We start from the raw sequence: 22,338 nt of genomic DNA, 5'->3' as shown, positions 1-22,338 counted from the left end.
CATGATCCAGTACCTCGAGGAGAAGCCGTGCACCAGGTCCAACTGGAGCTGATGCTCACCGCGTTGTCGGCGGGCGGCTTCTCCCTCGAGAAGGTATGGCTGCGCTACTGCGCGATGGGCGGACGGTCGACCGAGGCGCAGCTGGAGCGCTTCCTGCAGGCCGGACCGGGCAGGCCCGAGCCGAGCCCCTCGGACCCGGGCATGAGCGATCTCGACCGGGACATCCTCGCGCATACCCTCAACGAGATGTTCTGGGACCGGCACCTGCCCAGCTGCGTGCCCTACGTCCTGGACTCGATGGGTGGGGCCCGGACCGACGACGGCCCGCGTATGAGCGCCGCAGCGGCATGGTTGCTCACCGACGAGGAAGCCGAGGCCGAGCGCCTGCGATCCCTGACCGCGAGCGGCCTGCTGGCCTCCGGCCCGGCCCCGGCGCTCGATGCCCTCGTCGTCGAGGCCCGCGACGCGTTCGCTGTGAGCTCGGCCAGCGTCTCGCTGATCGGCGCGGACCACCGATTCCTCAAGGCGGCAGCCGGGCCCCTGCGCCAGCTCCTGCCCAGGCGGGAGACCTTCTGCGACGAGGTCATCCGAACGTCCGCCCCCCTCGTGCTTCCCGACACGCTGGGCGACGACCGCTTCCGCCACCACCCGCTGGTGGTCAGGGAGCCCTCCCTGAGGTTCTATGCGGCGTATCCGCTGCGCGGCCCCGGCGGGTGGAGCATCGGGACCTTCTGCATCCTGGATCAGCGCCCCCACCGTTTCTCCGCCGGTGACCGCCGCATCCTCCACCGGTTCGTCAACCGTGCCCAGCGGGAAGTCAGGCAGCACCCGCACGACGGCGCCGCGCCACGCGTCGACGGCCTCTGATCCGACGACCGGCCCGGCCGGCATCGTCAGTCCTCCAGGAGCGTCCGGGCCGCTTCCTCCGCCGCTTCCGCTTCCTCCACCGCGCGTGCAGCCGCCTCCGTCTCGCGCACCAGTGCAGAGCGTTCCCCGTCGAGGTCGGCCAGCTCCCGGCGCAGGGCACCGAGCCGTTCCTCGAGGTCCTCGACCGAGGCTGTCAGTCCGTCCCGCCGCACGCCGATCCGCTCCGATGCCCTGGCTGCCGCCGCCAGCCGGTCCCGTGCGTCGGCGAGGGCCTCACGCGCTGCGGCGAGCCCTGCCTCGGCTTCCTTGCGCTGACGTGCGGAGGCCTTCCGGGGCTGGGCTGCGCCGCCGCCGTCCCCGCCGGCTCCCTCCGTTCCCGCCGCCGGACCGGACGCCGTCGCGGGTGGCGTGAAGGGGCCCGCGACGGCGCCGTCGAGATCCACAGGATCCCAGCCGCTCGCCTCGAGGGGGCGCACGAGCCGCCCGGTCAGGACGGCTGCTGCCGCCGCGGGGTCGGCGAGGGCGGCGCGCAGGGTCTGCTCGACGCCGGGCAGTGCGGCGGGACCGACGTCGTGCCCCACCTCGGCGGCGGCGTCCAGCGCCTGACGTGCGACGGCGGAGAGGAGGCTCTGCCGCTGCTGGCCCAGCGCATGCAGCCGTGCACGATCGGGGCTCGCCTGCGCTTCCCTGAGGGACGCGGCGAGGTCCAGTACCTGCTCCACCTCGCCGCGACGACGGTCGACGAGCACGTTGACGAGCCACGCGGCCGACGACGGCTTGGGGAGTGAGCGGAGCGCAGCGGCGAGGTCCCTGTCGCCGTCCTTCGCGGCCTCCTTCGCGGCGGCGTTGCGCGCGGCCGTGAAGCGGTCGAGCGGCAGGACGTACAGGGCGCCGGCCCGTTCGGTCAGGTCCATGGCAACGGCCTCCTACTCCTGGTCGCTCCGCCGCGCACCCTCCGGTGCGAGCTCCTCCAACCGTCCCACGGGCAGGGCTATCCAGCCCTCCCGGCGCGCCTGCTCCCGGCACTCGGGTGGCACCGGATGCGTCCGGCCGAGGGCGTGCGCCCGGGCGGCGAGGGCTGCGATCACGGCATCGAACGCGTCGTCCGAGGAGATCATGAGGTGCCGGTCGGCGCTCCGGAGGCCCAGCCACGGCGCCTGCGCGAGGAGCCGGGACAGCAGGGCCTCACGCACGCCGCCGTCGTTCTTGTACCCGCGCGTGTCGAAGCCCCAGCCCCGCAGCGTGGCCGCGGGATACACCTCGACGGCGGTCCCGCCGCCCGAGCGGTCCACGGGTGTGCCGAGGGCATCGCCGATCGCGTCCAGCAGCACGGCGCAGTGCATCGCCGTGAGGCCGAGCCGGTCCGTGGCGACACTCAGCGGCCATCGGCCCGTGATCTCCCGGGTCACGCGGTCCGTCGCGCGGTAGGACAGGCGGCGCCGCCAGGCCAGGCCCTCCTCGGTGCCCCCGTCGACGCGTCGACCCGCGGCGTGGCGCGTGATGAAGGTGACGAAGTCGTCGGGCCACCCGAAGGCGCAGTCGATCCCGAGGCGGTCGACGTCGGGGGCCACCCGGGCGATCCCGGCATCCGTGACCCCGAGGTGCACGTCCACCGTGACCGTGGGCCGGGACCAGTCGATCACCGCCAGGGCGGTGCCCTTCGATTCTGCTGCGAGATCCACGCCGGCTGTGAGCACGCCCGATTATAGGCACCCGCGCCGACGCCCTCCAGCGATGATCGCTCCTGTCCCGTGCCGCGGTCTGCGAGTAGAGATGGAGGGACCACGACCGCGACAGGTACCGGAACGCACCTCGAACGGCTCCCAGTGAAGCCCGATGGAAAGGAGAGACCCTGATGGATGCACGATGCCCCAGCTGCGGTTCCGCGCTCGTCGAACTCGGTGAGGACCAGTGGCCCGCAGGCGGGCCGGTCCCGCCCGGTACGGTCGCCGTCTTCCAGTGCGAGCAGGACCACAGGATCACCGTGGGGAGCACCCAGGTGCAGGCCTAGTCCCGCCGCGTCAGGCGCCCGCGGCGTCGTCGATGATCCGGGTGAGTTCGTCCCGCAGGGCCGCGGCCTCGTCCAGGGTGAGCTCGAGCCGCTCGCCCTGCTCCACCCAGCCGACGCCGACCACCGGCCGGCCCTCGCCGTCCGCCGAGGAGGCCAGGCCGACCGCGAGGGCCCGGCCGCCCGTGTGCGTGACGTCTCCGACGATCAGCTCGCCGCCGTCATCCCCTGCAACCGCCATGGCTCCTCCGTCGTCGTCCGTTCATGGTGCTCCCATGCTAGGCACGGCCGGGACAGGGGTGTCCACCACTTCCTGCCGGGCAGGCCCGCTCCCGGGCGCGCGGACTATCCTGCGTCGGCCGGGCGGATCGCGAGGTTGGGGTGCAGCAGTCCGAAGCCGTCGTCCGTGAGGGCGTCGCGGTCGATGTCGTCCGGCAGCAGCACCACCGTGGCCCTGCTGTCGCGCATCACCGGACCGGCTGTCCCGCGCTCGAGCGGTGCGCATTCCAGGCCCACCCCGATGCCCTCCTCCGCGAGCAGGCAGACGGTGTCCTCGCTCGCACTGCCGGCGGTCGGCCGGGCCGCGAAGTACTCGACGCCGTCCTGTTCGGCGAGGAACCGCGTGGTCGCGAGGTCGATGCCGTCGAGATCCGTCTGGATGGTCAGGACGTCCTGCTCCGCCTGATCCTGCTCCAGCACATCGAGCACGGGCCCGCCCGTGCACCCGGACAGGCCGAGGACCGCCCCCGCACCCGCAGCCAAGACGCGGGTCCTCGTGGTCGGACGCATGGATCTCCTCGGCGCGGGACGGTCGGTGGTGCCTCCAGCCTAGCGAAGCGGGCGCACCTAGGCTGGGGCCATGGACTCCACCTCCGCCCTGTCGGGGCGCACGTTCGTGGTCACCGGGGTGAGCCGGCGCAAGGGCATCGGCTACGCCGTCGCCTCCCGCCTCGCCGCGATGGGCGCCAGCCTGTTCCTGCACCACTTCGCACCGCACGACGACGAGCAGCCCTGGGGTGCCGACAGCATCGACGACGTCGTCGCGGGCATCCGTGGTCGGCTGCGGGACGGCGCGGACCTCGCGCATGCGGGGATCGACCTCGCCGAGCCCGACGGCGGTGAACGGCTCATCGCGGCGGCGACGGGTTCCCTCGGCCACCTGGACGGCCTCGTCTGCAACCACGCGAGGAGCGGGGGTGACGGGCGGCTCGGGGAGATCTCGTGGCAGGACCTGGACGCGCACTGGCAGGTCAACACGCGGTCCACCCTCCTGGCGACGAAGCACTTCGCCGACCAGCACGACGGACGGGAGGGCGGCCGCGTCATCTGGATGACCTCCGGCCAGGTGGCCGGCCCCATGCCCGGGGAGATCGCCTACGCGGCGTCGAAGGCCGCGCTCGCCGGGCTGACGGCGTCGGTCGCCGACGACCTCGTGGACCGGCGCATCCTGCTGAACACCGTCAACCCGGGACCGGTGAACACCGGGTACCTGGACGACGACACCGCGGACCGTCCGTCGGAGGTCCTGCAGGACGTCCTCGCCCACTGCCCGTCCGGGCGCTTCGGCGAGCCGGACGACCCGGCGCGGCTCATCGCGTGGCTGCTGAGCGACGACGGCCGCTGGATGGTGGGCCAGGTGCTCAGCACCGAGGGCGGGTTCCGCCGCTGGTGACCGCTACCGCTCGAAGACCACGCGCCCTCCCGCGATCGTCAGGTCGACGGCCACCGCGTGCAGGTCGGCGGCCTCGACGTCGAACGGATCGACGGCCAGGACCGCCAGGTCCGCGGGGAGGCCTGCGCGGACCATGCCCGCCGTCGACCGGGTGACGCGGGCCGAGCCTGCCGTGTAGGCGGACAGGGCGGCCTCGAGGGTCAGGGCCTCCTCCGGCACCAGGGGCGGGATGCCCGGGTGGTCGGGGTGCGTCCGGTTGACCGCCACGTGGATCGCCTGCCACGGATCGGCGTCGGAGACGGACCAGTCGGAGCCCAGGGCGAGGGGCGCCCCGCCGGACACCATCGACGCGAACGGGTACTGCCACTGCGCCCGGTCCTCGCCGATCAGGGGCACCGTGAGGGACCGCATCTGCTCGTCGCTGCAGGCCCAGAGCGCCTGCGCGTTGACGGTCACCCCGAGGGATCCGAAGCGCGGGACGTCGTCGGGGTGCACCAGCTGCACGTGGGCCATGGTGTGCCGCGGCTGCCAGGAGCCGTCGGACGGCACCACCGCCCGGGCGTGCGCCACGGCGTCGAGGCCCGTCCGGACGGCGCGGTCGCCGATGGCGTGCAGGTGGAGGTCGAACCGCGCGGCCTGCAGCGCGGCGACGACGGCGTCGAGCACGTCCGGCGGCAGGTAGGTGGGGCCGCGGTCGGCGTCGGACGCGGAAGGACCGACGCAGTCGCAGCCGGCGGGCTCGTAGGGGTCCAGGAGGGCCGCGGTCCGGTTCTCGGGCACGCCGTCGACCATGATCTTCGCGCTCGACGTCGGGAAGCCCGCCTCCGCGTTCACGCGTCGGCGCTCCCGGAAGTCCTTGACCAGATCCGGGACGTCCTCCACGGTGAGACCCCGGGGGACCCAGAGGGCGCCGGTCGCCCGACCCGTCAGCCGCCCCGCGGCCGCGAGCGAGCGGTAGGCGGGGGCGGCGTCGGGGTAGCCGGCGTAGTCGCCGATGATCGCTTCCTGCCAGCCCGTCACGCCGAGGGCGTGGAGGTGGCGCTGGCCGTACAGGATGCCGGCCTCGACGGTCGCCTGGGTGATCGGCGGCAGCAGCCGGGCGACGAGGGACATGGCGCCCTCGTGCAGGATGCCGCTCGGCGATCCGTCGGCCCTGCGGCCGATCCACCCGTCCGGCGGGTCGGGGGTGCGCCCGTCGATGCCGGCCCGCCCGAGGGCCGCCGTGTTGACCCAGGCGCTGTGGTGGTCCCGGTTGATGAGGTAGACCGGCCGGCGCGGCACGACGGCGTCGAGCACGCGGGCGTCCGGGAACCCCCCGTCGTAGTCGCCCTTGTACCAGCCGGCCCCGGTGATCCAGCCCTGCCCGCCCGTCGCGTCGGCATGGGCGGCCACGGCACGCTGCACCCCGCCGGCCCCCCGGTGTTCCGCGAGGTTGCACGCGAGGGCTTCGATGCCGCCCATGAAGGTGTGCGCGTGGGCGTCCGTGAAGCCGGGCGTGAGGAGGCGTCCGCGCAGGTCGACGACGTCGGTGCGCGGGCCGGCCGCGGCCAGCGCCTCGGCGTCCGTCCCGACGAGGGAGAGGGCCCCGCCCGTGACGGCGACCGCCGTCGCGGTGGGGTGGAGGGACAGGCCGTCGAAGACACGGCCGCTGTGGAGGACGAGGTCGGCGGACATGCGGGTCAGCCGCCGCCGGGGAGGACCGGCATCAGAACCCGACGAGGGGGTGCGGCACGTAGTGCTCCTCCAGTGCGAGGACCTCCGCGTCCGTCAGGTCGAGGTCGAGGGAGGCGAGGGCGTCCTCGAGGTGCCGGGGCTTGCCGACCCCGACGATCGGCGCGGACACCACCGGATTGCGGGACACCCAGGCGAGGGCCACCTGGGCGCGGGGAACGCCGCGGGCCTCCGCCATCGTCCCGACGGCATCGGAGACGCGGCGGTCGGCGTCGAGGGTGCCGTAGAGCGTCCTGCCGAACTGGTCCGATTCCGAGCGCGCCGTCGTCTCGTCCCACGGGCGGGTGAGCTTCCCGCGCGCGAGCGGGCTCCACGGCAGGACGCCGATGCCCTGGTCCGCGCACAGTCCGTACATCTCGCGCTCCTCCTCGCGGTTGATCAGGTTGTAGTGGTCCTGCATGGTGACGAACCGGCTCCAGCCGTTGATGCGCTGCAGGTAGAGGGCCTTCGAGAACTGCCAGGCGTACATCGAGGACGCCCCGAGGTAGCGCACCTTGCCCGCCTTCACGACGTCGTGCAGCACCTCGAGGGTCTCCTCCAGGGGAGTCGCCGGGTCGAACCGGTGGATCTGGTAGAGGTCCACGTAGTCGGTCCCGAGGCGGCGCAGGCTGTTGTCCAGCTCCGCCAGGATCGCCTTGCGCGACAGCCCGGCGCCGTTGGGTCCCTCGTGCATGCGGCCGTGCACCTTCGTGGCGATCACGGTGTCCTCGCGGCGTGTGAAATCGGCCAGCGCGCGGCCCACGATCTCCTCACTGGAGCCGTCCGAGTACACGTTGGCGGTGTCGAAGAAGTTGATGCCCGCCTCCACGGCGGCGCGGATCAGGGGGCGGCTCTCCTCTTCCGGCAGGGTCCAGGCGTGGTTGCCGCGGTCGGGGGAGCCGTAGCTCATGCAGCCGAGGGCGAGCGGGGAGATGTCGAGGCCGGTCGAACCGAGTTTCACGTAGCGCATACGTCACCTTTGCTGGCGTGGGGGATGTCCGGCCAGCCTAGTTCGGGCAGCCCGCGGTTGCGAAGAGCAGCCGCGGGCCGCCCGGGGCACGATCCCTCGGGACCGGGCAGGGTGCTTCCCCCACCGAGACCCTGCAGTGCCAGCAGCAACACTAGCGGCGATCGGCCCCGAAACAAACCGTTCGACCGGTTTATTCCGTCGGTCCGTCACGGACCGTCACGAAAGAGCGCGACGAGCTGCGGGACCCGCTCGTGCCGGTCCGGCCCGACGACGCCCGGCAACAGCATCTGCCACAGGTCGGCGAGCCGCTCGATCACGTCCGCCCGGCCCGTGAGGACGTTGGACACCATCTGCACGCCGGTGTAGGAACCGACGACCACCCGCGCGAAGGCATCGGCGTCCAGGTCCTGGCGCAGGTCGCCGTCCTGCTGGGCCGTCCGGGCCAGCTCACCGAAACGCGACACCCAGTCGAGGTAGGGCCGGCGGACGTCGTGCCCGAAGGCCGACGCCTCGAAGGTCAGGCGGATCCCGGCGCGCATGACGGAATGCTCGATCAGCTGGAGGGCGAATCCTCGGCAGATCAGCACCATCGTCTCCAGCGCCGACCGACACAGGGCGTGGACGCGGGCTCCGTCCGCCGACGCGAGCGCGTGCTGCTCCTCGATCACCGCCACCGCGAGGGCGTCCTTCGACGCGAAGTGGAAATACAGGGCCCCCTTGGTGACCCCTGCCGCGGAGGCGACGGCGGCCAGGGAGGTGTTGCCGTACCCGTACTCCTCGAAGACGCCGGCCGCTGCGAGGATGATCGCCGAGCGGGTGGACCGTGCGCGCGCCTGCTGCCGGGCCGGGGGGAGTGTCGCTTGCCTCATGACGCAATTCTCCAGCACGGCCGGGTGGTAGGGCAGGATGGCTACGTGACACGCGAGAACCCCGAGAGCCAGAGCGGCCAGAGCGACACCCCCACTCCCTCCGCCACCGGACCATCCGGGGTCGCAGGCAGCGGGGGAGCGGAACCGCACGGGTCCACCGTGGCCCGTCGTTTCCGCCCCCGTGCGCTCGCGGACGGGTTGCGGGTCAGCGCGGTCTGGACCGCCCGGGCGCTGATCGTCCTCGCAGGCCTCGTGGTCCTCTGGTACGTCACCGGGGCGCTGTGGTCGATCGTGCTGCCCACGCTCTTCGCGCTGCTCCTCGCCTCGGTCCTCTGGCCCGTCAACCGGTTCCTGCGCAAGGGCCTGCCGAAGGTCCTGGCCGCCCTCCTGACGCTGCTCGGTTTCCTCGGGGTCGTCGTCGGCATCGGGGCGGCGACCATCCCCGCGATCGCGAGCGGCGTCACCGAACTCTCCAGCCTGGCCCGCGACAACGTCACCGATCTCGTGGACTTCGTCGGCAGGCCACCGCTGAACTTCGACGCGGCCAGCCTCGACGACGTCGTCGACACCGCCCTGACCCAGCTCCAGGCGAACGTCGGGAACGTGGTCACCGGGATCACGGCGGGGCTGAGCGAGCTGACGTCCCTGACCGTCGTCGTGCTGCTGGCTCTCGTCTTCACGTTCTTCTGCCTGAAGGACGGCGACCGCTTCATGCCGTGGGCGTCCCGCTGGACGAACTCCGCCGCCTTCGGCCACGCCTCGACGATCGCCAGCGGGACCTGGAAGACGCTGTCCTCCTACATCTTCGCCCAGGCCACCGTCGCGCTCGTCGATGCCCTCTTCATCGGGCTCGGCCTCGTGCTGCTGGACATCCCGCTCGCCATCCCGCTGGCCGTGCTCGTGTTCTTCTCCGCCTTCATCCCCGTGGTCGGGGCGATCGTGTCCGGCCTCGTGGCGACCCTCGTCGCCTTCCTCGCGTACGGCTGGGTGAGCGCCCTGGTGGTGCTCGGACTCGTGGTGCTGGTCCAGCAGCTCGAGAGCAACTTCATCCAGCCGCTGCTGGTGGGCCGCACGCTCGAGATCCACCCCGCCGTCGTCCTCGCCTCCGTGACCGTGGGCGGCACCCTGTTCGGGCTCATCGGTGCGTTCCTCGCGGTCCCGACGACGGCGGTCGCGATCGTGGTGCTCCGCTACCTCCGTGACCTGTCCACCGAGTACAAGCCGGAACGGGGTGCCGGGGCCGGGGACGGACCGCCGCAGGGCCCGGCGGTGACGACGACGGAAGCCGGGCCCCTCGGGCACAGCCCCGAGCAGCCCGGTGCGTAGCCGACCGGTGCCCAGCCGACCGGTGGTGGCCGTGCTCGAGGGGTCGCGGCCCGTGCGGGGGCTCGAGCGCGTCGCCGGGCTCGCCGAGGTGAGGGTGGCGCAGGCCGCCGACCTCGACCGCGCGCTCGACGGCGCCGAGGTGCTCTACCTGTGGGACTACTTCTCCGGGGCGCTGCCCGCTGCCTGGCATGCCGCCGGATCGCTACGCTGGCTGCACGTCGCCGCGGCCGGCGTGGACAAGCTCCTGTTCCCCGGGCTCGTGGCCTCCGACGTCGTCGTCACGAACGCGCACGGCGTCTTCGACCAGCCGATGGCCGAGTACGTGCTCGGCGCCATGCTCCACTCCGCGAAGGGCTTCGGTCCGCTGCGCGATCAGCAGCGGGCCGGGCAGTGGGCGTGGCGCGAGGGCCGGAACATCGCCGGGACCCGTGCGCTCGTCGTGGGCACGGGCAGCATCGGCCGCCACACGGCACGGCTCCTCCGGGCGGTCGGGGTGCGCGTCGAGGGGGCGGGCCGCACCGCCGTCGGGCACGACGACGACTTCGGCCGTATCCATGCCTCCGCCGACCTGGCGGGTGTGGTGGGCGACGTCGACTGGCTCGTCCTCGTGGCGCCCTTGACGCCGGCCACCGAGAACCTCGTGAGCGCGGAGGTCATCGGGGCGCTTCCGGCGTCGGCGGTGGTGATCAACGTGGGCCGGGGCCGGCTCGTGGACGAGGAGGCGCTCGTCCGCTCCCTCGCGGGCGGGATGATCGCGGGCGCCGTGCTGGACACCGTCGCCGTCGAGCCGCTCCCGCCGGACCATCCGCTGTGGTCCCTGCCGACGGTCCTCGTCACGCCGCACATGGCCAGCAACGCCGATTCCTGGCTGGACGACCTCGCCGCGCAGTTCGAGCGGAACTTCCTGCTGTGGCTGGAGGGCCGGCCGCTGCCCGGCGTCGTCGACAAGGCGCTCGGCTACGTGCCCTCGACCGGGTAGTCCCGGTCAGGTTGGCCGGCCTTCCGGGCGCGCCTCCGCAGGCGCCTGGATGACCAGCAGCATGGTGCCCTCCGGGTCGCGGACGTAGGCCACCGTCTCACCCCACGGCATGGGCGTCGGAGGCAGCGGAACCCGCGCCTCCGCCTCGCGCGCGGCGTCGACGACGGCCGCGAGGTCCTCCACGTAGAGGCAGACGTCGACCGCGTGGCCGGTGGCCGGCAGGGGCGTGGCGCCGTACAGGGCCGGCGACGTGCCGACCCCCAGGGCGAGCTGCCCGTCCCCGATGCGCAGCGTGACGTAGACCGGTTCACTCTCCTCGGGGAACCGGTAGATCGGGAGGGCCGCGAACACGCGTTCGTAGAACGCGTACGTGGAGGCCAGGTCGCTGCAGTTGATGATCGGGAACACCTCGCGCCGTGTCATCGCCCAAGGGTATGCCCCCGCGGTCCCGAAGGCGCCGGGTAGATTGGCGCGTGCCACGCGGCGGGTGAGACGATGGCCGCTGCCGCCACCCGCCGATCAGGAGCCATCCGTGCGCATCCGCCCGCCCCGTCCGGAGACCCGCAACAGCGCCCGCTCGGTCTGGCTGTTCTTCGCCCTCGTCCACGCCGGTTTTCTCGCGCGGCTGCTGCCCTTCATCCTCGGCGGGGGAGTGCTCAGCGACGTGCGTTTCTACCGGGAGTGGGCGTACCAGGCGCTGGGCGACGGCGTGTGGCAGGGCATCGACACGGCGTGGGTCTACCCGGCCGGCGCGCTCGCCCCGATGCTCGTGGCCGCGGTGTTCGGACCCCACCTGTACCAGTTCGCCTGGTTCGTGCTCTTCGCGGGCCTCAACGCCGTCGGTGTCGCCGCGCTGATCCGGCGGGGCACGCCGTCGTCGTTCACGGCCGCCTACTGGTGGCTCACCGTCACCGCGCTCCTCGGGCCGGTGGCCGTGGGCAGGATCGACGGGCTGACCGCGCCGCTGGTCATCACGGCGCTGCTGATCGTCGCCACGCGTCCGGTCGCCGCGTCACTCCTGCTCAGCGCCGCCACCTGGATGAAGGTGTGGCCGGCCGCCGTGGTGCTCGCCGCGCTCGTCGTCGTCCGTGAGGGCCGGCTCCGGATCCTCGCGGCGGGCGCCGCGCTCACCGCGGGCATTGCCGTCGTGGTGGCGGTGTTCGGCGACGTCCGCAACCTCACCGGCTTCCTGAGCGCGCAGGGCGCGCGCGGCATGCAGCTCGAGGCCCCGCTCAGCACGCCGGGAGTGTGGCAGGCGATCACGGGGACCTCCGGCGCCTACTTCTTCGAGGACGAGGTCATCAACACCATGGAGGTCCGGGGGGCCCTGAGCGGACTGGTGGGGGACCTGATGTCCCCGCTGCTCGCCCTCACGGTGCTCCTGGTCGCCGTGTTCCTCGCGATCGCCCTGCACCGCGGCGCCGAGCCGGGGGCGCTGCTCGCCACCGGATCGCTGGCCCTCGTCAGCACCCTGGTGGTGTTCAACAAGGTGGGCTCGCCGCAGTTCATGCTCTGGATCACGGCGACGATCGCCGCGGGCCTCGTGCTGGACCGGGCGGCGGAGTGGCGCTACCCGGCGATCGCGATGGTCGCGACGGCTGCACTGACCACGCTCGTCTACCCCGTGTTCTACGACGCCCTGCGCTACGACCTGAACCCCGCCGTCGCCGTCCTCCTGACGCTGCGGAACCTGCTCGTGGTGAGCATCTTCGTGTGGTCGCTCGTGCGGCTGGGGCGCCTCACGGCACGGGCGCGTTCGGCTGCGGTGGCCGCCTCGCCTAGGGGTGCCTGACGCCCTGTCCGGCGAGCACCGCCCGGTAGCCCTCGCGGTAGGTCGGGTATCCGAAGGTGAAGCCGGTCGCGCGGAGCAGGCTGCTGTCCACGCGGCGGGCGCCGCCCCGGCCCGACGTCGGCTCACCCGCCGGGGGTTCCGGCAGGTCCAGCTCGGCGGCGAGGAACCTCAGCACCTCGCCGAGATCCACCGGCAGCTCGTCGCTGCCGAGGTAGATCGGCGCGGGGGACGCGACCCTGGTGACCAGGTGCACGATCGCGGCCGCGGCGTCGTCGCGGTGGATCCGGTTGGTCCACTGCGGCTCGGAGGGCAGCACCGCGCTCCCGTTCCGCACCTTGTCGATCAGGCGGGTGCGGCCGGGGCCGTAGATGCCCGAGAGCCGGAGGACCGTCCCGTTGGCCGAGCCCCCGAGGAGGACCTGCTCGGCCTCCCGGACCAGCCGGGCCGTGGGGGCCGTGCTCTCCGCCGGTGATTCCTCGGTGACGAGAGCGCCGTCGAAGTCCCCGTACACCGCCGTGGAGGAGACGAAGATGATCCGCCGGGGCGTGACGCCGTCGCGCCGGAGTGCGGCCAGGACGTTGCGGGTCGCGTCGACGTAGGCACTGCGGTAGGCGGCCTCGGTGCGGTCCCCGGCGGCGGTGGCGATGACCACCACGTCGGTGTCCGCCGGGACGGGCGGCAGGTCCCCCGTCAGGTCGGCGGCCACGCCCTCGATCGCGGCGGGGAGGCGTCCGGCCGATCGGCGCCAGCCGACCACGCGCTCGCCCCGGGCGGCCAGGCGCAGCCCCACCTCGGTCCCGAGATCCCCGCAGCCTGCAATCAGTACCGTCATCGCGCGCCCCTAGTCCCGGATCCGCACTGCGGTCTCGCGCAGGTACAGGTCCACGCGCGTGTAGGCGTCCCGGGTCAGCGCCTTCCAGAGCTCGACGGCGAGGTTCGGGTCCTCCTTCTCGATGGCCCGGATGGCCTGGGCCGTGAGTACCCTCACGTGCACGTCCTCCAGTGCCTTGACGGTGGTCTCCTGGCGGTCGTCGCTGCCGAGCGCCAGCTCGCCGAACGTCATGCCGGCGCTCAGGGTGGTCAGCTTGAGGCGCTCGCCGGAGGGGCCGGGCACCGAGGTGACGATCTTGCCGGAGAGGATGAAGTAGACGCCGCCGAAGGACTGCCCCACGCGCCGCACCACGTGGCCCTTCTCGTAGGTGCGGTCCTCCATCCGGAGGGTCAGGGCCTCGACGTCCTCGGCGGTGAGCGGACTCAGGGCCGGGCACTGGGACACCTCCACCGTCGAGGGGAGCAGGAGGTCCCCGCCGTACCGCGTGATGAGCTCGTTCTCGCACCACTCGACGGCGGCGGTGCGTGTGTCGAAGGTGGGGACGGGCCGGTCCACGTCCTTGAAGGTCTCCGCGAGGGTGCCCTCGCCGTCGATCAGCACGAGGTCGCACCCCATGGCCGTGAGGTTCTCCCGCACCTCGCCGAGCAGGCGCAGCGAGACGTCGGCGACCTCGTCGACGCGGCGCAGGTCGAGGATCACGAAGTCGACGTCGTCGTCGAGCCCGCTCAGTTCGCGCACCATGGACTCCGTGCCCGCGAAGAGCAGGTCGCCGTTGAGTTCGATCACCTGGGCCCGGTGCCCGTGCTCGCGGAGGACGTCCATCGCCTCGTCGGTCCGCCGGATGCCGGACGGCGCGGCCAGGATGTCGTAGGTGGCACGGATGGCGGACTTCCCGGCCCGCGCGGCACGGACGAAGTGCAGTTCCATGTCACGGGACAGGCGCTGGCTCGTGGCCATGCCGCGGACGCTGCTGCCGTGCTCGTCGAGGGGCGGCGAGTAGATGGCGAGGCCCACCTGGCCGGGCAGGACGGCGATGGTGCCGCCGGCCACGCCGCTCTTGGCGGGCATGCCCACCGTGCTGATCCAGGACCCGGCGTCGTCGTACATGCCGCACGTGGTCATAACGGACAGGACGCGCTCGACGGCGAGCAGGTCCATCACCTCCACGCCCGTGAGCGGATTGCGCCCCGAGTTCGCGAGCGTGGCCGCCATGACCGAGAGGTCCATGCAGTTGACCATCACCGAGCACTGCCGGAAGTAGTCCTCGATCACCGGCGTCGGATCCGACTCGATGATGTCGAAGGACCGCAGCAGGTAGGCGAGCGCGCGGTTGCGGTGGCCGTGCTCGACCTCCGAGCGGAAGATCTCCTCGTCGACGCCCAGCTGTCGGCCCGCGAACTGCGAGTAGGTGCTGAGGATCCGCTTGAAGCGCGTGTTGCCGCCCCGCGACCGGACGAGGGACGTGGCGGTGAGTGCGCCCGCGTTGATCATCGCGTTCGACGGGCGGCCGCTCCCGGGTGCGAGGGAGATCTCGTTGAACGTGTCCCCGGACGGCTCGACGTCGACCTTCGCGTCCACGGCCTCCATGCCGAGGTCGGCCAGCGCCAGCCCGTACGTGAAGGGCTTCGAGATGGACTGGATGGTGAACTCCTCGCGGGTGTCACCGATCTCGTACATGTAGCCGTCCACCGTCGTCAGGCAGATGCCGAAGTTGTCGGGGTCGACGTTCGCCATCGCGGGGATGGTGCTGTAGGGCTTGCCGTCCCTGAGATCGGAGATCTCCCGGTGAATGGTCTTCAGGTAGCTCTCGATCGGGGATTCCATGCTCCCCACACTACGGGGGCGGCGCCCTGACCCTGATCGGCGAACGCTCGGCGGCCCATCACCATTCGATCAGCAGTCGATCAGCACCCGGTCAGCGTGCAGTCAGCGTGTGGCGGATCGAGAGGACGAAGAGCTGGACGACGGCCGTCGCGACGCCGAGCATCAGCAGGATCGGTGCGGCCATGCTCACGTAGCTGAACCAGGGTGCGGTGTAGGGGCCCATCTGCCCGGCGGGGAACGCCTCCGCGTACTGCTGTGCGTGGATGATCGGTGCCGCGAGGAGGTAGGCACCGAGTGCCACGAGGACTCCGGCGACGCCCCAGATCCAGGGGTCGTACGGATTGCGCGGGGACGCCGCACCGGCTGCCGGGCCGTCCGCCTCCGGCGCCACCTCGCGGATCACGGAGGTCACGGGGCCGTGCGGTTCGGCGACCGGCGGCAGGGCGGGAGCGCCGGGGGCCGGTGAGCCTCTCCTCGCTGCCGGAGCGGAGGCACCACCACGCTGGTAGATGCCCTCGTAGCGTGGATCGTGCACGGACCGCGAGCCGTCACCGGTCATCGGTTGCCCTCCCCCTGGATCGACGAATGACCCCAGTAAAGCACGCGTCCTGCCGCCGCCGGCCGTAAGGTCAGCGGGCCTGTCCCGCGCGGTCGGCGAGCCGGTCGAGGAGCCGTTCCTCGGCGTCGTGCCCTGGTGCTATGCCACGGGGGATCCGCAGGAGGAAGACGGCGCCCAGGACCCACCACAGCCCGAAGAGGATCCACGGCGGCGGCGTCAGGGCCGCGGGCATGCCGGGCAGGTACAGGCTGAGCAGGGCGACGCAGAGGACGACGGCGATCCAGCCGATCACGGTGCCGCCGTTGCCCGCACCGCCGATGCGCAGCGGCCGCTCCATCCCCGGTTCGCGGCGGCGCAGGATCACGAAGACGAGCGACACCAGGATGTACGCGAGGACGATGCTGGGGGCACCGGAGTCGACGAGCCAGCCGAGCATCTGCGTGCCGAAGAACGGTGCAGCGAAGGACAGCGCCCCGATGAAGAGCAGGGCGTTCACCGGAGTCCGGTAGCGCGGGTGCAGCACCCCGAACCAGCGGGGCAGCATGCCGGAGCGGGCCATGGAGTACATGAGGCGGGACGCCCCCAGGAGCAGCGAGTTCCAGGAGGTGAGGATGCCCGCGATGCCGCCGGCGATGAGCACGTTGGCCATGAGGTCCGAGCCGAACATCGCGCCCATCGCGTCGGCCGTCGCGATGTCCGTGGTGGCGAGCTCGCTCGCGGGCATGGCGGACGACGTGGTCAGGATGGTCATCACGTACCAGATGGTCGCGAGGATCACGGCGACGACGACGAGGCGGCCGATCTGCCGGGCGGGGATGTCCACCTCCTCCGCGGACTGCGGGATGACGTCGAAGCCGACGAACAGGAACGGCACCACGACGAGGACGGCGAAGAACCCGGCCGAGCCTCCCGTGAAGAAGGGCTCCATGTTGGCCACCGATCCGCCGGTGACGCTGCCGAAGACCAGGATCAGTCCGATGACGAGGAGGAAGACCACCACGAAGGTCTGCGCGGCCCCCGCGATCTTCACGCCGCGGATGTTGATGAGGGTGACGACGACGGCGGCGATCGCGCCGACGAGAGCCCACGTCAGGTGCACCTGGTCACCGGCGACCGTCCAGAGGGGGATGCGGCTGAGGCCGGGGAAGATGTACTCGGCGGTCCGTGGAAGGGCCACCGCCTCGAAGGCGACGATCGTGACGTAGCCGCCGGTGATGGCCCAGGACCCCACGAAGGACCAGCGGGGGCCCATGCCGCGCAGGAGGAAGTTGTGCTCGCCGCCCGCCTTGGGCATGGCGGCGGTCAGCTCGGCGTAGGTGAGGCCGACGACGCCCATGATGACGCCGCCCGTCACCATCGCGAGGACCGCTCCGCCCGTGCCGGCCGACGCGATCCAGCCGCCGGTCAGCACCACCCAGCCGAAGCCGATCATCGCCCCGAACCCCAGGGCGAGGGCGTCCCAGTTGCCGAGGACCTTCAGGAGGGAGGCGTCCTCGGTCCCTGTCCCGGACGTGCTGTCCGGTGCTCTGTCAGGCGTGCTGTCGGGTGTCGGCATGTCGGCTCCATCCTCGGTCGGGTGACCCACTGTATGAGATGGCTGGTTTCGGGAGAAGTGTTGCGTCGGTGGTTGGATGGAGGCCCGGCCCGGCCGGGCCGAAGCGACGAGACGACGAACGGATCCAGCGATGCCACCGCGCCCCACGCGCAGCACCACGAATGCGCCCCGCCTGACCCTGCAGCCGCCGAGGGGCCTCGTCCGCGTCGACGCGCCGGACCTGCTCGACGGCGATCACCGGGAGGGTGAGCACTACGAGAGGCTGGTGCTCGACGGCGAGGACCTGGCCGGGATCACCCTGCAGGAGTGCATGCTCGAGGCGGTGTCCCTGAACGAAGCGGAACTGCGCGGCGCCCGCGTCATCGGGTGCTCCTTCGAGGACCTCTTCGCCCCGGTCCTCCGGGCGCCGCGCAGCACCTGGCGCGAGACCTCGCTGCGCGGCACCCGGTGGGGATCGGCGGAGCTGTACGACAGCAGGCTCGACGGCGTCCACCTCGACGGCGGGAAGCTCGACTACGTGAACCTGCGCAGCGCCCGGCTGACGGACGTCCTCCTGAGCGGGTGCATCATCGGCGAGCTGGACCTCACCGGCGCCCTGGCCACGCGCCTGGCCCTGCGGGACTGCACCGTCGGTACCCTCACGCTCGACGGCGCCCGGCTGACGGACGTGGACCTCCGTACCAGCAGCTTCCGCGGCATCGACGGCCTCGACGGTCTGCGGGGCGCCACGATCGACGAGCACCAGCTGCTGGTACTGGCCCCCTTCCTCGCCGAGGGCATGGGGTTGCGGGTCGAGGCCTGAGGCGGGGTGCTGCGCCGGGGGAGCGCTAGGCGCCGGGCCGATCCCAGGCTGCCCGCTCGCGGTCGACGAAGGACCGGAAGGACAGCGGTTCCCGGCCCGTGACACGCCGCACGTCGTCCGTCAGGTGCTTCGCGACGCCGAGCCGGGCCGATGCGTGGATGACCGTGGTGGTGGCGGCCATGGCCGTCTCCATCCCGAGATCCGTGCGGGCGTGCCGCAAGTATCCGAGGACGCCCGGGTCGCGGTAGGTCACGGATCGGCCGAGCACCTCGGAGATGGTCCGGGCCACCTCCGACCAGGTGAGGGCCTCCCTGCCCGTCGGGGACCAGGAGCGCCCGCGGTGGAGGCCGGGTTCCCGGAGTACCGCGGCGGCGACGGACGCGACGTCGACGGCATCCACGAACGCCGTCCGGCCTGCTCCTGCGGGGACGAGGATGCGGTCGTGGTCGCGGATGTCGGCCGCGAACACGGTGCTGAGGTTCTGGTCGAAGTACGACGGGCGCAGGAAGGTCCAGGCCATGCCCGAGGCCCGGAGCCACCGCTCCAGCCGGGCGTGGGGGAGGACCGGCACGCGGTCGGCGCCCTGGACGGAGAGCAGGACGACGTGCCGGACGCCGCGGCGGCGTGCCTCCACGAGGGACGGCACCATGTCCCGTGCGACGTTCGCCAGGTGCGGCGGCCGGACGAGGAACAGGGTGGTCACGCCGTCGAAGGCCGCCGGCCAGGTCTCCGGAACGCCGAAGTCGAAGGCGGCCCCGTCGGGGTCCGTCCCGCGCCGGCTCGCGGGGCGTACGGGGACTCCCATGGCACGCAGGGACGCCACGAGGGGGCGGCCCACGTTGCCGGTGGCCCCGGTGACGAGGACGGGGGACGACACATCGGCGAGCATGGGTCCTCGAGCGGTCAGGCGTCGGCGGTCGGTGACCGGCGGTCGGCCGCCGGGGGGAGGGGCCGGCCCGGGACCGGGGTCCTCGGCTCCAGCGCCGGCCACCGGGTGACGGTCCGCGTCCGGGCGACGCCGCGGCGGTCCGCCAGGCGGACGATGATGACGGCCGTGATGGCCATGGTCGCGGCGGACAGGACGAGTCCGCTCAGCGACCCCTCGGTGGAGTTCACATCCACGAGGCCGAAGGCCCCGAGGACGAAGATGGTCATGTTGTTGACCGCGTGCACCGCGATCGCCGCCTCCAGCCCGCCCGTCCGCCAGGTGATCCAGCCCGCGAAGATCGCGAAGATCGCCACGTCGGCCTGTCCGAGCGGATCGTAGCCGTGGCCGAGGACGAAGAGCGGCACGGGGAGCAGGATCGCGAAGGCGGGGTGGCGGAGCCAGCTGCCGATGGTCTGCATCAGGAACCCGCGGAACACGTACTCCTCCGCGGCGGCCTGGAACGGGACGGCGAGGACGGACAGGGTCAGGAGGATCAGCAGGGTGGACGTCTCGGGCGGGAGGGGCGCCGGTTCCGCCTCCGCGGGGAAGAGCGCGCCGACCCCGAAGGAGACCGCGAGGTTGACGAGGAACACACCGACGGAGACGCCCGCGCAGACCGCGAGCCAGCGCCACCGGATCCGGCCTGCCACGGACGAGAGCAGGCCGATCGGCCGGGGGCCCATGATCAGGGCGGCCAGGGCGAGCGCGGGGATCATCAGGATCAGGGAGACGAGGGTGAACGCGAACATCACCGGGTTGCTGAGGTCCAGCACCGACAGCGCGTCGAAGTAGGGCCCGACGCCGGTGGGTGTGAGGCTGGCGAGCGCGAGCCCCGTGACCAGGACCAGGAGGATGAGGACGACGTAGAACACGCCGCCGAGCAGGGCGGTGAGGAGCGGCCTCCACCAGCGGTGCTGCGGCCACGACCGTGCGAGCCGGTGGAATGCGAACTGCTCCTCGACCTGTTCCATGCTCCTACCGTAGTGCGGCTTCCCCGGCATTCTCCGTGTGCCCGGCCTTCACGTCCTGCCGGTGGCGGAGATGCCCGAGGAGGGTGACCACGGCGGAGAGGAGCGCCGACACCGCGATGCCGAGCCAGAGGTCGACCCTCAGGGTCAGGGCGCCGGCGACCGCGCCGGCCATGATCAGGGCGATCGCGGAGGCGCGGCGGGCCCAGAAGGGGCTCTTCCCCCCGGCGAGGCGGGAGTCCGAGGCGAGGCCCGTGATGGTGGAGGTCACGACGACGGTGGTGATCTCGGCGACCTTGAGGCGCTTGGCCGTGGCGGCCTGGACGCCCATCACGGTGGCGAGCACCGACGTCGTGATGCTGCCCAGGACCTCCTCGGCGGTGACGTCGACCAGCGCGACGAACACCGCGAGCGCGGTCAGGCCCACGGTCACCGTGAGGAATGTGCTCGACGTGCGGCCGGACCACCCTTCGGGCCCTTTCCGCAGGACCCGGCCGGCGAGTGCGGCGCCCACCATGAAGAAGACGAGGGCGAGAGCCGGCCGCAGGATCGGCAGATCGGCGCCCCCCGCGAAGGCCATGCCGAGGAGCACCACGTTGCCGGTCATGTTGCCCGTGAAGACGCGATCGAGGCCCAGGTAGCCGACGGCGTCGATCACCCCGGTGGAGAACGTCAGGATGAGCATGAGCCACAGGTGGAGGCGGTCCGTGACCACCCGGTTCTTCGTCACGATGATGTCCTTCAGTAACAACTTGGGGCGAATGTATACGAAGCTTATCCTTGGAGCGTCGATTGTATTCAATGCGGACGAGCCCGCGCCTACTGTCGCGCACCGTCGATTCCCCTGCCGAAAGTGATCCGATGACGTACACGCCCCCTCCCACCTTCACCACCCGTCCCACCCTGCAGGGCACGTTCGGGATGAGCGCGTCGACGCACTGGCTGGCCACCGCCTCCGCGCAGGCAGTCCTCGAGCGCGGCGGCAACGCCTTCGACGCCGCCGTGGCCGGGGCGTTCGTCCTGCACGTCGTCGAGCCCCACCTCAACGGGCCCGGCGGTGACATGACGGGCGTCTTCGCCACGGCGGAGGAGCCCGGACGGCCGGTCGTCCTCATGGGCCAGGGGCCGGCACCGGCTGCGGCCACCCGCGAGCACTACCTCGCCGAGGGCCTGGAACTCGTCCCCGGCGCGGGCGCCCTCGCCGCCGCGGTGCCCGCCGCCGTCGACGCCTGGCTGATCCTGCTCCGCGACCACGGCACGTGGGAACTCGAGGACGTCCTGGCCTTCGCCCTCGGGTACGCCCGCGACGGCCACCCGGTCCTCGGCCGCGTCGGGGCGACGATCGCCGCCGTGGCGGAGCTCTTCACCGAGCACTGGCCCACGTCCGCCGCACTGTGGATGCCCGAGGGCAGGCCGCCGCGGGAGGGCGAGGTGATCCGCAATGAGGCGTACGCCCGCGTGCTCGGATCCCTCATCGACGCCGGGACCGACGCCGCGACGAGGACCGGGCGTATCGACGCCGCGCGCCTCGAGTGGCGTACCGGGCTCGTGGCGCAGGCCGCCGTCGAGTTCGGCCGGACACCGCACCGGCACTCCTCGGGCCTCGACCACGCCGGCGTCCTGACCCTCGAGGACTTCGCGGGCTTCGAGGCGGGCTACGAGGAGGCCACCACCCTCGAGTTCCGCGGCTACACCATCGCGAAGACCGGGCCGTGGGGCCAGGGCCCGGCCCTGCTGCAGACCCTCGCCATCCTCGACGGGTTCGACGACGATCGGCTCGACCCGTCCACGGGAGCAGGCGCGCACACCATCCTCGAGGCGCAGAAGCTCGCCATCGCCGACCGCGAGGCCTACTACGGGGACGCCGAGGTCCCGATGGAGTACCTGCTGTCGGAGGAGTACGCCGCCGAACGGCGCGCGCTCATCGGCGACGAGGCGTCCCGCGAGTTCCGGCCCGGCACCGTTCCCGGCCGCACCCCCTTCACCCCGCCGCTGCGCACCGACTACACGCCTCCCGCCCTCGCCGGGGGCAGCGGATTCGCAGGGGTCGGTGAACCCACGGTGTCCCGCAGCGGGGAGACGCGCGGCGACACGTGCCACATCGACGTCGTCGACGCCGCCGGGAACATGGTCTCCGCCACACCCAGCGGGGGATGGCTGCAGTCCTCGCCGACGATCCCCGAGCTCGGGTTCTGCCTCGGGTCGCGGCTACAGATGACGTGGCTCGAGGAGGGCGGACCGTCCACGCTGGAGCCGGGCAGGCGGCCGCGCACCACGCTCACCCCGACGCTCATCCTCAAGGACGGCACGCCGGTCGTGGCCCTCGGATCGCCCGGCGGCGACCAGCAGGACCAGTGGCAGCTGCTCTACATCCTGCGCACCATCGTGGGCGGCTACACGCCGCAGCAGGCCATCGACGCACCGTCCCTCCACACCACGTCGATCCCGGGATCGTTCTGGCCGCGCACCTGGGAGCCGGGTGGGGCCGTGGTCGAGGACCGGCTGGGCGAGGAGCTCATCGCGGACCTCGAACGCCGCGGCCACGTCATCACGCGGGCAGGGGACTGGGCCCTCGGCCGGCTCTCCGCCGTCACCCGGGACCCGGGGACGGGCGTGCTGTCCGCCGCCGCCAACCCGCGAGGGGCGCAGGGCTATGCGGCCGGGCGCTGAGCTCCTG

The 22,338-nt window shown here is 72.3% G+C and carries 23 protein-coding genes; 8 read left to right on the top strand and 15 right to left on the bottom strand.

The features are described from left to right. Nucleotides 1-27: 27 nt before the first annotated feature. Nucleotides 28-867 (top strand): GAF domain-containing protein, encoded by an 840-nt coding sequence (locus tag AC4D2E_RS10050; protein WP_490952507.1) that lies wholly within the window; start codon nucleotides 28-30, stop codon nucleotides 865-867. A 26-nt stretch (nucleotides 868-893) separates the two neighbouring features. Here the strand turns inward: AC4D2E_RS10050 and AC4D2E_RS10045 are convergent, their stop codons facing one another. Further along, nucleotides 894-1,781 carry a hypothetical protein gene (locus AC4D2E_RS10045; RefSeq protein WP_490952506.1) on the bottom strand — a complete coding sequence of 296 codons (888 nt, stop codon included), beginning with the start codon at nucleotides 1,779-1,781 and terminating at the stop codon, nucleotides 894-896. Nucleotides 1,782-1,793: 12 nt separating this feature from the next. Next, the gene (locus tag AC4D2E_RS10040; protein WP_490952505.1) at nucleotides 1,794-2,564 is read right to left on the bottom strand and encodes a DUF429 domain-containing protein; all 771 of its coding nucleotides are present in this window, start codon (nucleotides 2,562-2,564) and stop codon (nucleotides 1,794-1,796) included. Nucleotides 2,565-2,722: 158 nt separating this feature from the next. Here AC4D2E_RS10040 and AC4D2E_RS10035 point away from each other — a divergent pair, with 158 nt between their 5' ends. After that, on the top strand, nucleotides 2,723-2,878 hold the full coding sequence (locus AC4D2E_RS10035; protein WP_181033684.1) for a hypothetical protein: 156 nt from the start codon (nucleotides 2,723-2,725) through the stop codon (nucleotides 2,876-2,878). Nucleotides 2,879-2,888: 10 nt separating this feature from the next. Here AC4D2E_RS10035 and AC4D2E_RS10030 read toward each other — a convergent pair whose 3' ends face one another. Then, on the bottom strand, nucleotides 2,889-3,116 hold the full coding sequence (locus tag AC4D2E_RS10030) for a hypothetical protein (RefSeq protein WP_490910852.1): 228 nt from the start codon (nucleotides 3,114-3,116) through the stop codon (nucleotides 2,889-2,891). A 104-nt stretch (nucleotides 3,117-3,220) separates the two neighbouring features. Continuing rightward, nucleotides 3,221-3,664 (bottom strand): hypothetical protein, encoded by a 444-nt coding sequence (locus tag AC4D2E_RS10025; RefSeq protein WP_490952504.1) that lies wholly within the window; start codon nucleotides 3,662-3,664, stop codon nucleotides 3,221-3,223. Between the two features lie 70 nt (nucleotides 3,665-3,734). Between AC4D2E_RS10025 and AC4D2E_RS10020 the strand changes: the two genes are divergently transcribed. Next, on the top strand, nucleotides 3,735-4,547 hold the full coding sequence (locus AC4D2E_RS10020) for an SDR family oxidoreductase (protein ID WP_490910850.1): 813 nt from the start codon (nucleotides 3,735-3,737) through the stop codon (nucleotides 4,545-4,547). Nucleotides 4,548-4,550: 3 nt separating this feature from the next. Here AC4D2E_RS10020 and AC4D2E_RS10015 read toward each other — a convergent pair whose 3' ends face one another. The 3 genes from AC4D2E_RS10015 to AC4D2E_RS10005 form a co-directional block, all read right to left on the bottom strand. Further along, nucleotides 4,551-6,221 (bottom strand): amidohydrolase, encoded by a 1,671-nt coding sequence (locus AC4D2E_RS10015; protein WP_490952503.1) that lies wholly within the window; start codon nucleotides 6,219-6,221, stop codon nucleotides 4,551-4,553. A 31-nt stretch (nucleotides 6,222-6,252) separates the two neighbouring features. Further along, a complete protein-coding gene (locus AC4D2E_RS10010; protein ID WP_490952502.1) occupies nucleotides 6,253-7,227 on the bottom strand; it encodes an aldo/keto reductase in 975 nt (324 codons plus the stop codon). A gap of 206 nt (nucleotides 7,228-7,433) precedes the next feature. Next, nucleotides 7,434-8,096 carry a ScbR family autoregulator-binding transcription factor gene (locus tag AC4D2E_RS10005; RefSeq protein WP_490952501.1) on the bottom strand — a complete coding sequence of 221 codons (663 nt, stop codon included), beginning with the start codon at nucleotides 8,094-8,096 and terminating at the stop codon, nucleotides 7,434-7,436. Between the two features lie 45 nt (nucleotides 8,097-8,141). Here AC4D2E_RS10005 and AC4D2E_RS10000 point away from each other — a divergent pair, with 45 nt between their 5' ends. Beyond that, nucleotides 8,142-9,422, top strand: coding sequence for an AI-2E family transporter (locus tag AC4D2E_RS10000; protein WP_490952500.1), 1,281 nt, complete (start codon nucleotides 8,142-8,144; stop codon nucleotides 9,420-9,422). Nucleotides 9,423-9,429: 7 nt separating this feature from the next. Continuing rightward, nucleotides 9,430-10,401 carry a D-2-hydroxyacid dehydrogenase gene (locus tag AC4D2E_RS09995; protein ID WP_490952499.1) on the top strand — a complete coding sequence of 324 codons (972 nt, stop codon included), beginning with the start codon at nucleotides 9,430-9,432 and terminating at the stop codon, nucleotides 10,399-10,401. 6 nt (nucleotides 10,402-10,407) lie between these two features. On the opposite strand, the gene AC4D2E_RS09990 is transcribed toward AC4D2E_RS09995, so the two are convergent. Beyond that, nucleotides 10,408-10,824, bottom strand: a complete 417-nt coding sequence (locus AC4D2E_RS09990; RefSeq protein ID WP_490952498.1) for a VOC family protein — start codon at nucleotides 10,822-10,824, stop codon at nucleotides 10,408-10,410. A gap of 109 nt (nucleotides 10,825-10,933) precedes the next feature. Between AC4D2E_RS09990 and AC4D2E_RS09985 the strand changes: the two genes are divergently transcribed. Beyond that, a complete protein-coding gene (locus AC4D2E_RS09985; protein WP_490952497.1) occupies nucleotides 10,934-12,193 on the top strand; it encodes a glycosyltransferase 87 family protein in 1,260 nt (419 codons plus the stop codon). On the opposite strand, the gene AC4D2E_RS09980 is transcribed toward AC4D2E_RS09985, so the two are convergent. The 4 genes from AC4D2E_RS09980 to AC4D2E_RS09965 all read right to left on the bottom strand — a co-directional run bounded on the left by AC4D2E_RS09980 (nucleotide 12,180) and on the right by AC4D2E_RS09965 (nucleotide 16,963). Then, nucleotides 12,180-13,025, bottom strand: a complete 846-nt coding sequence (locus AC4D2E_RS09980) for an SDR family oxidoreductase (protein WP_490952496.1) — start codon at nucleotides 13,023-13,025, stop codon at nucleotides 12,180-12,182. The two genes, AC4D2E_RS09985 and AC4D2E_RS09980, sit on opposite strands and share 14 nt — an antisense overlap. A gap of 9 nt (nucleotides 13,026-13,034) precedes the next feature. Next, nucleotides 13,035-14,849: a glutaminase A gene (gene glsA, locus AC4D2E_RS09975; RefSeq protein ID WP_490952495.1), complete on the bottom strand. Its 1,815-nt coding sequence runs from the start codon at nucleotides 14,847-14,849 to the stop codon at nucleotides 13,035-13,037. 91 nt (nucleotides 14,850-14,940) lie between these two features. Continuing rightward, the gene (locus tag AC4D2E_RS09970) at nucleotides 14,941-15,408 is read right to left on the bottom strand and encodes a hypothetical protein (protein WP_490952494.1); all 468 of its coding nucleotides are present in this window, start codon (nucleotides 15,406-15,408) and stop codon (nucleotides 14,941-14,943) included. Nucleotides 15,409-15,478: 70 nt separating this feature from the next. Next, nucleotides 15,479-16,963, bottom strand: coding sequence for an APC family permease (locus AC4D2E_RS09965; RefSeq protein WP_490952493.1), 1,485 nt, complete (start codon nucleotides 16,961-16,963; stop codon nucleotides 15,479-15,481). A 130-nt stretch (nucleotides 16,964-17,093) separates the two neighbouring features. Here AC4D2E_RS09965 and AC4D2E_RS09960 point away from each other — a divergent pair, with 130 nt between their 5' ends. Further along, nucleotides 17,094-17,765 (top strand): pentapeptide repeat-containing protein, encoded by a 672-nt coding sequence (locus AC4D2E_RS09960; RefSeq protein ID WP_490952492.1) that lies wholly within the window; start codon nucleotides 17,094-17,096, stop codon nucleotides 17,763-17,765. A gap of 25 nt (nucleotides 17,766-17,790) precedes the next feature. Here the strand turns inward: AC4D2E_RS09960 and AC4D2E_RS09955 are convergent, their stop codons facing one another. The 3 genes from AC4D2E_RS09955 to AC4D2E_RS09945 are packed head-to-tail and all read right to left on the bottom strand — an operon-like array spanning nucleotide 17,791 to nucleotide 20,391. Next, nucleotides 17,791-18,654, bottom strand: coding sequence for an NmrA family NAD(P)-binding protein (locus tag AC4D2E_RS09955; protein WP_490952491.1), 864 nt, complete (start codon nucleotides 18,652-18,654; stop codon nucleotides 17,791-17,793). A 14-nt stretch (nucleotides 18,655-18,668) separates the two neighbouring features. Beyond that, nucleotides 18,669-19,664, bottom strand: coding sequence for a CPBP family intramembrane glutamic endopeptidase (locus AC4D2E_RS09950; RefSeq protein ID WP_490952490.1), 996 nt, complete (start codon nucleotides 19,662-19,664; stop codon nucleotides 18,669-18,671). A gap of 4 nt (nucleotides 19,665-19,668) precedes the next feature. Next, nucleotides 19,669-20,391, bottom strand: coding sequence for a YoaK family protein (locus AC4D2E_RS09945; protein WP_490952489.1), 723 nt, complete (start codon nucleotides 20,389-20,391; stop codon nucleotides 19,669-19,671). Between the two features lie 131 nt (nucleotides 20,392-20,522). Here AC4D2E_RS09945 and AC4D2E_RS09940 point away from each other — a divergent pair, with 131 nt between their 5' ends. Continuing rightward, nucleotides 20,523-22,331, top strand: a complete 1,809-nt coding sequence (locus AC4D2E_RS09940; protein ID WP_490952488.1) for a gamma-glutamyltransferase family protein — start codon at nucleotides 20,523-20,525, stop codon at nucleotides 22,329-22,331. Nucleotides 22,332-22,338: the final 7 nt, after the last annotated feature.

This window comes from Arthrobacter sp. TJ-265 (assembly GCF_058269135.1).
Note: the sequence above shows the minus strand (reverse complement) of the source record. Positions and strands in the feature narration are given on the sequence as shown.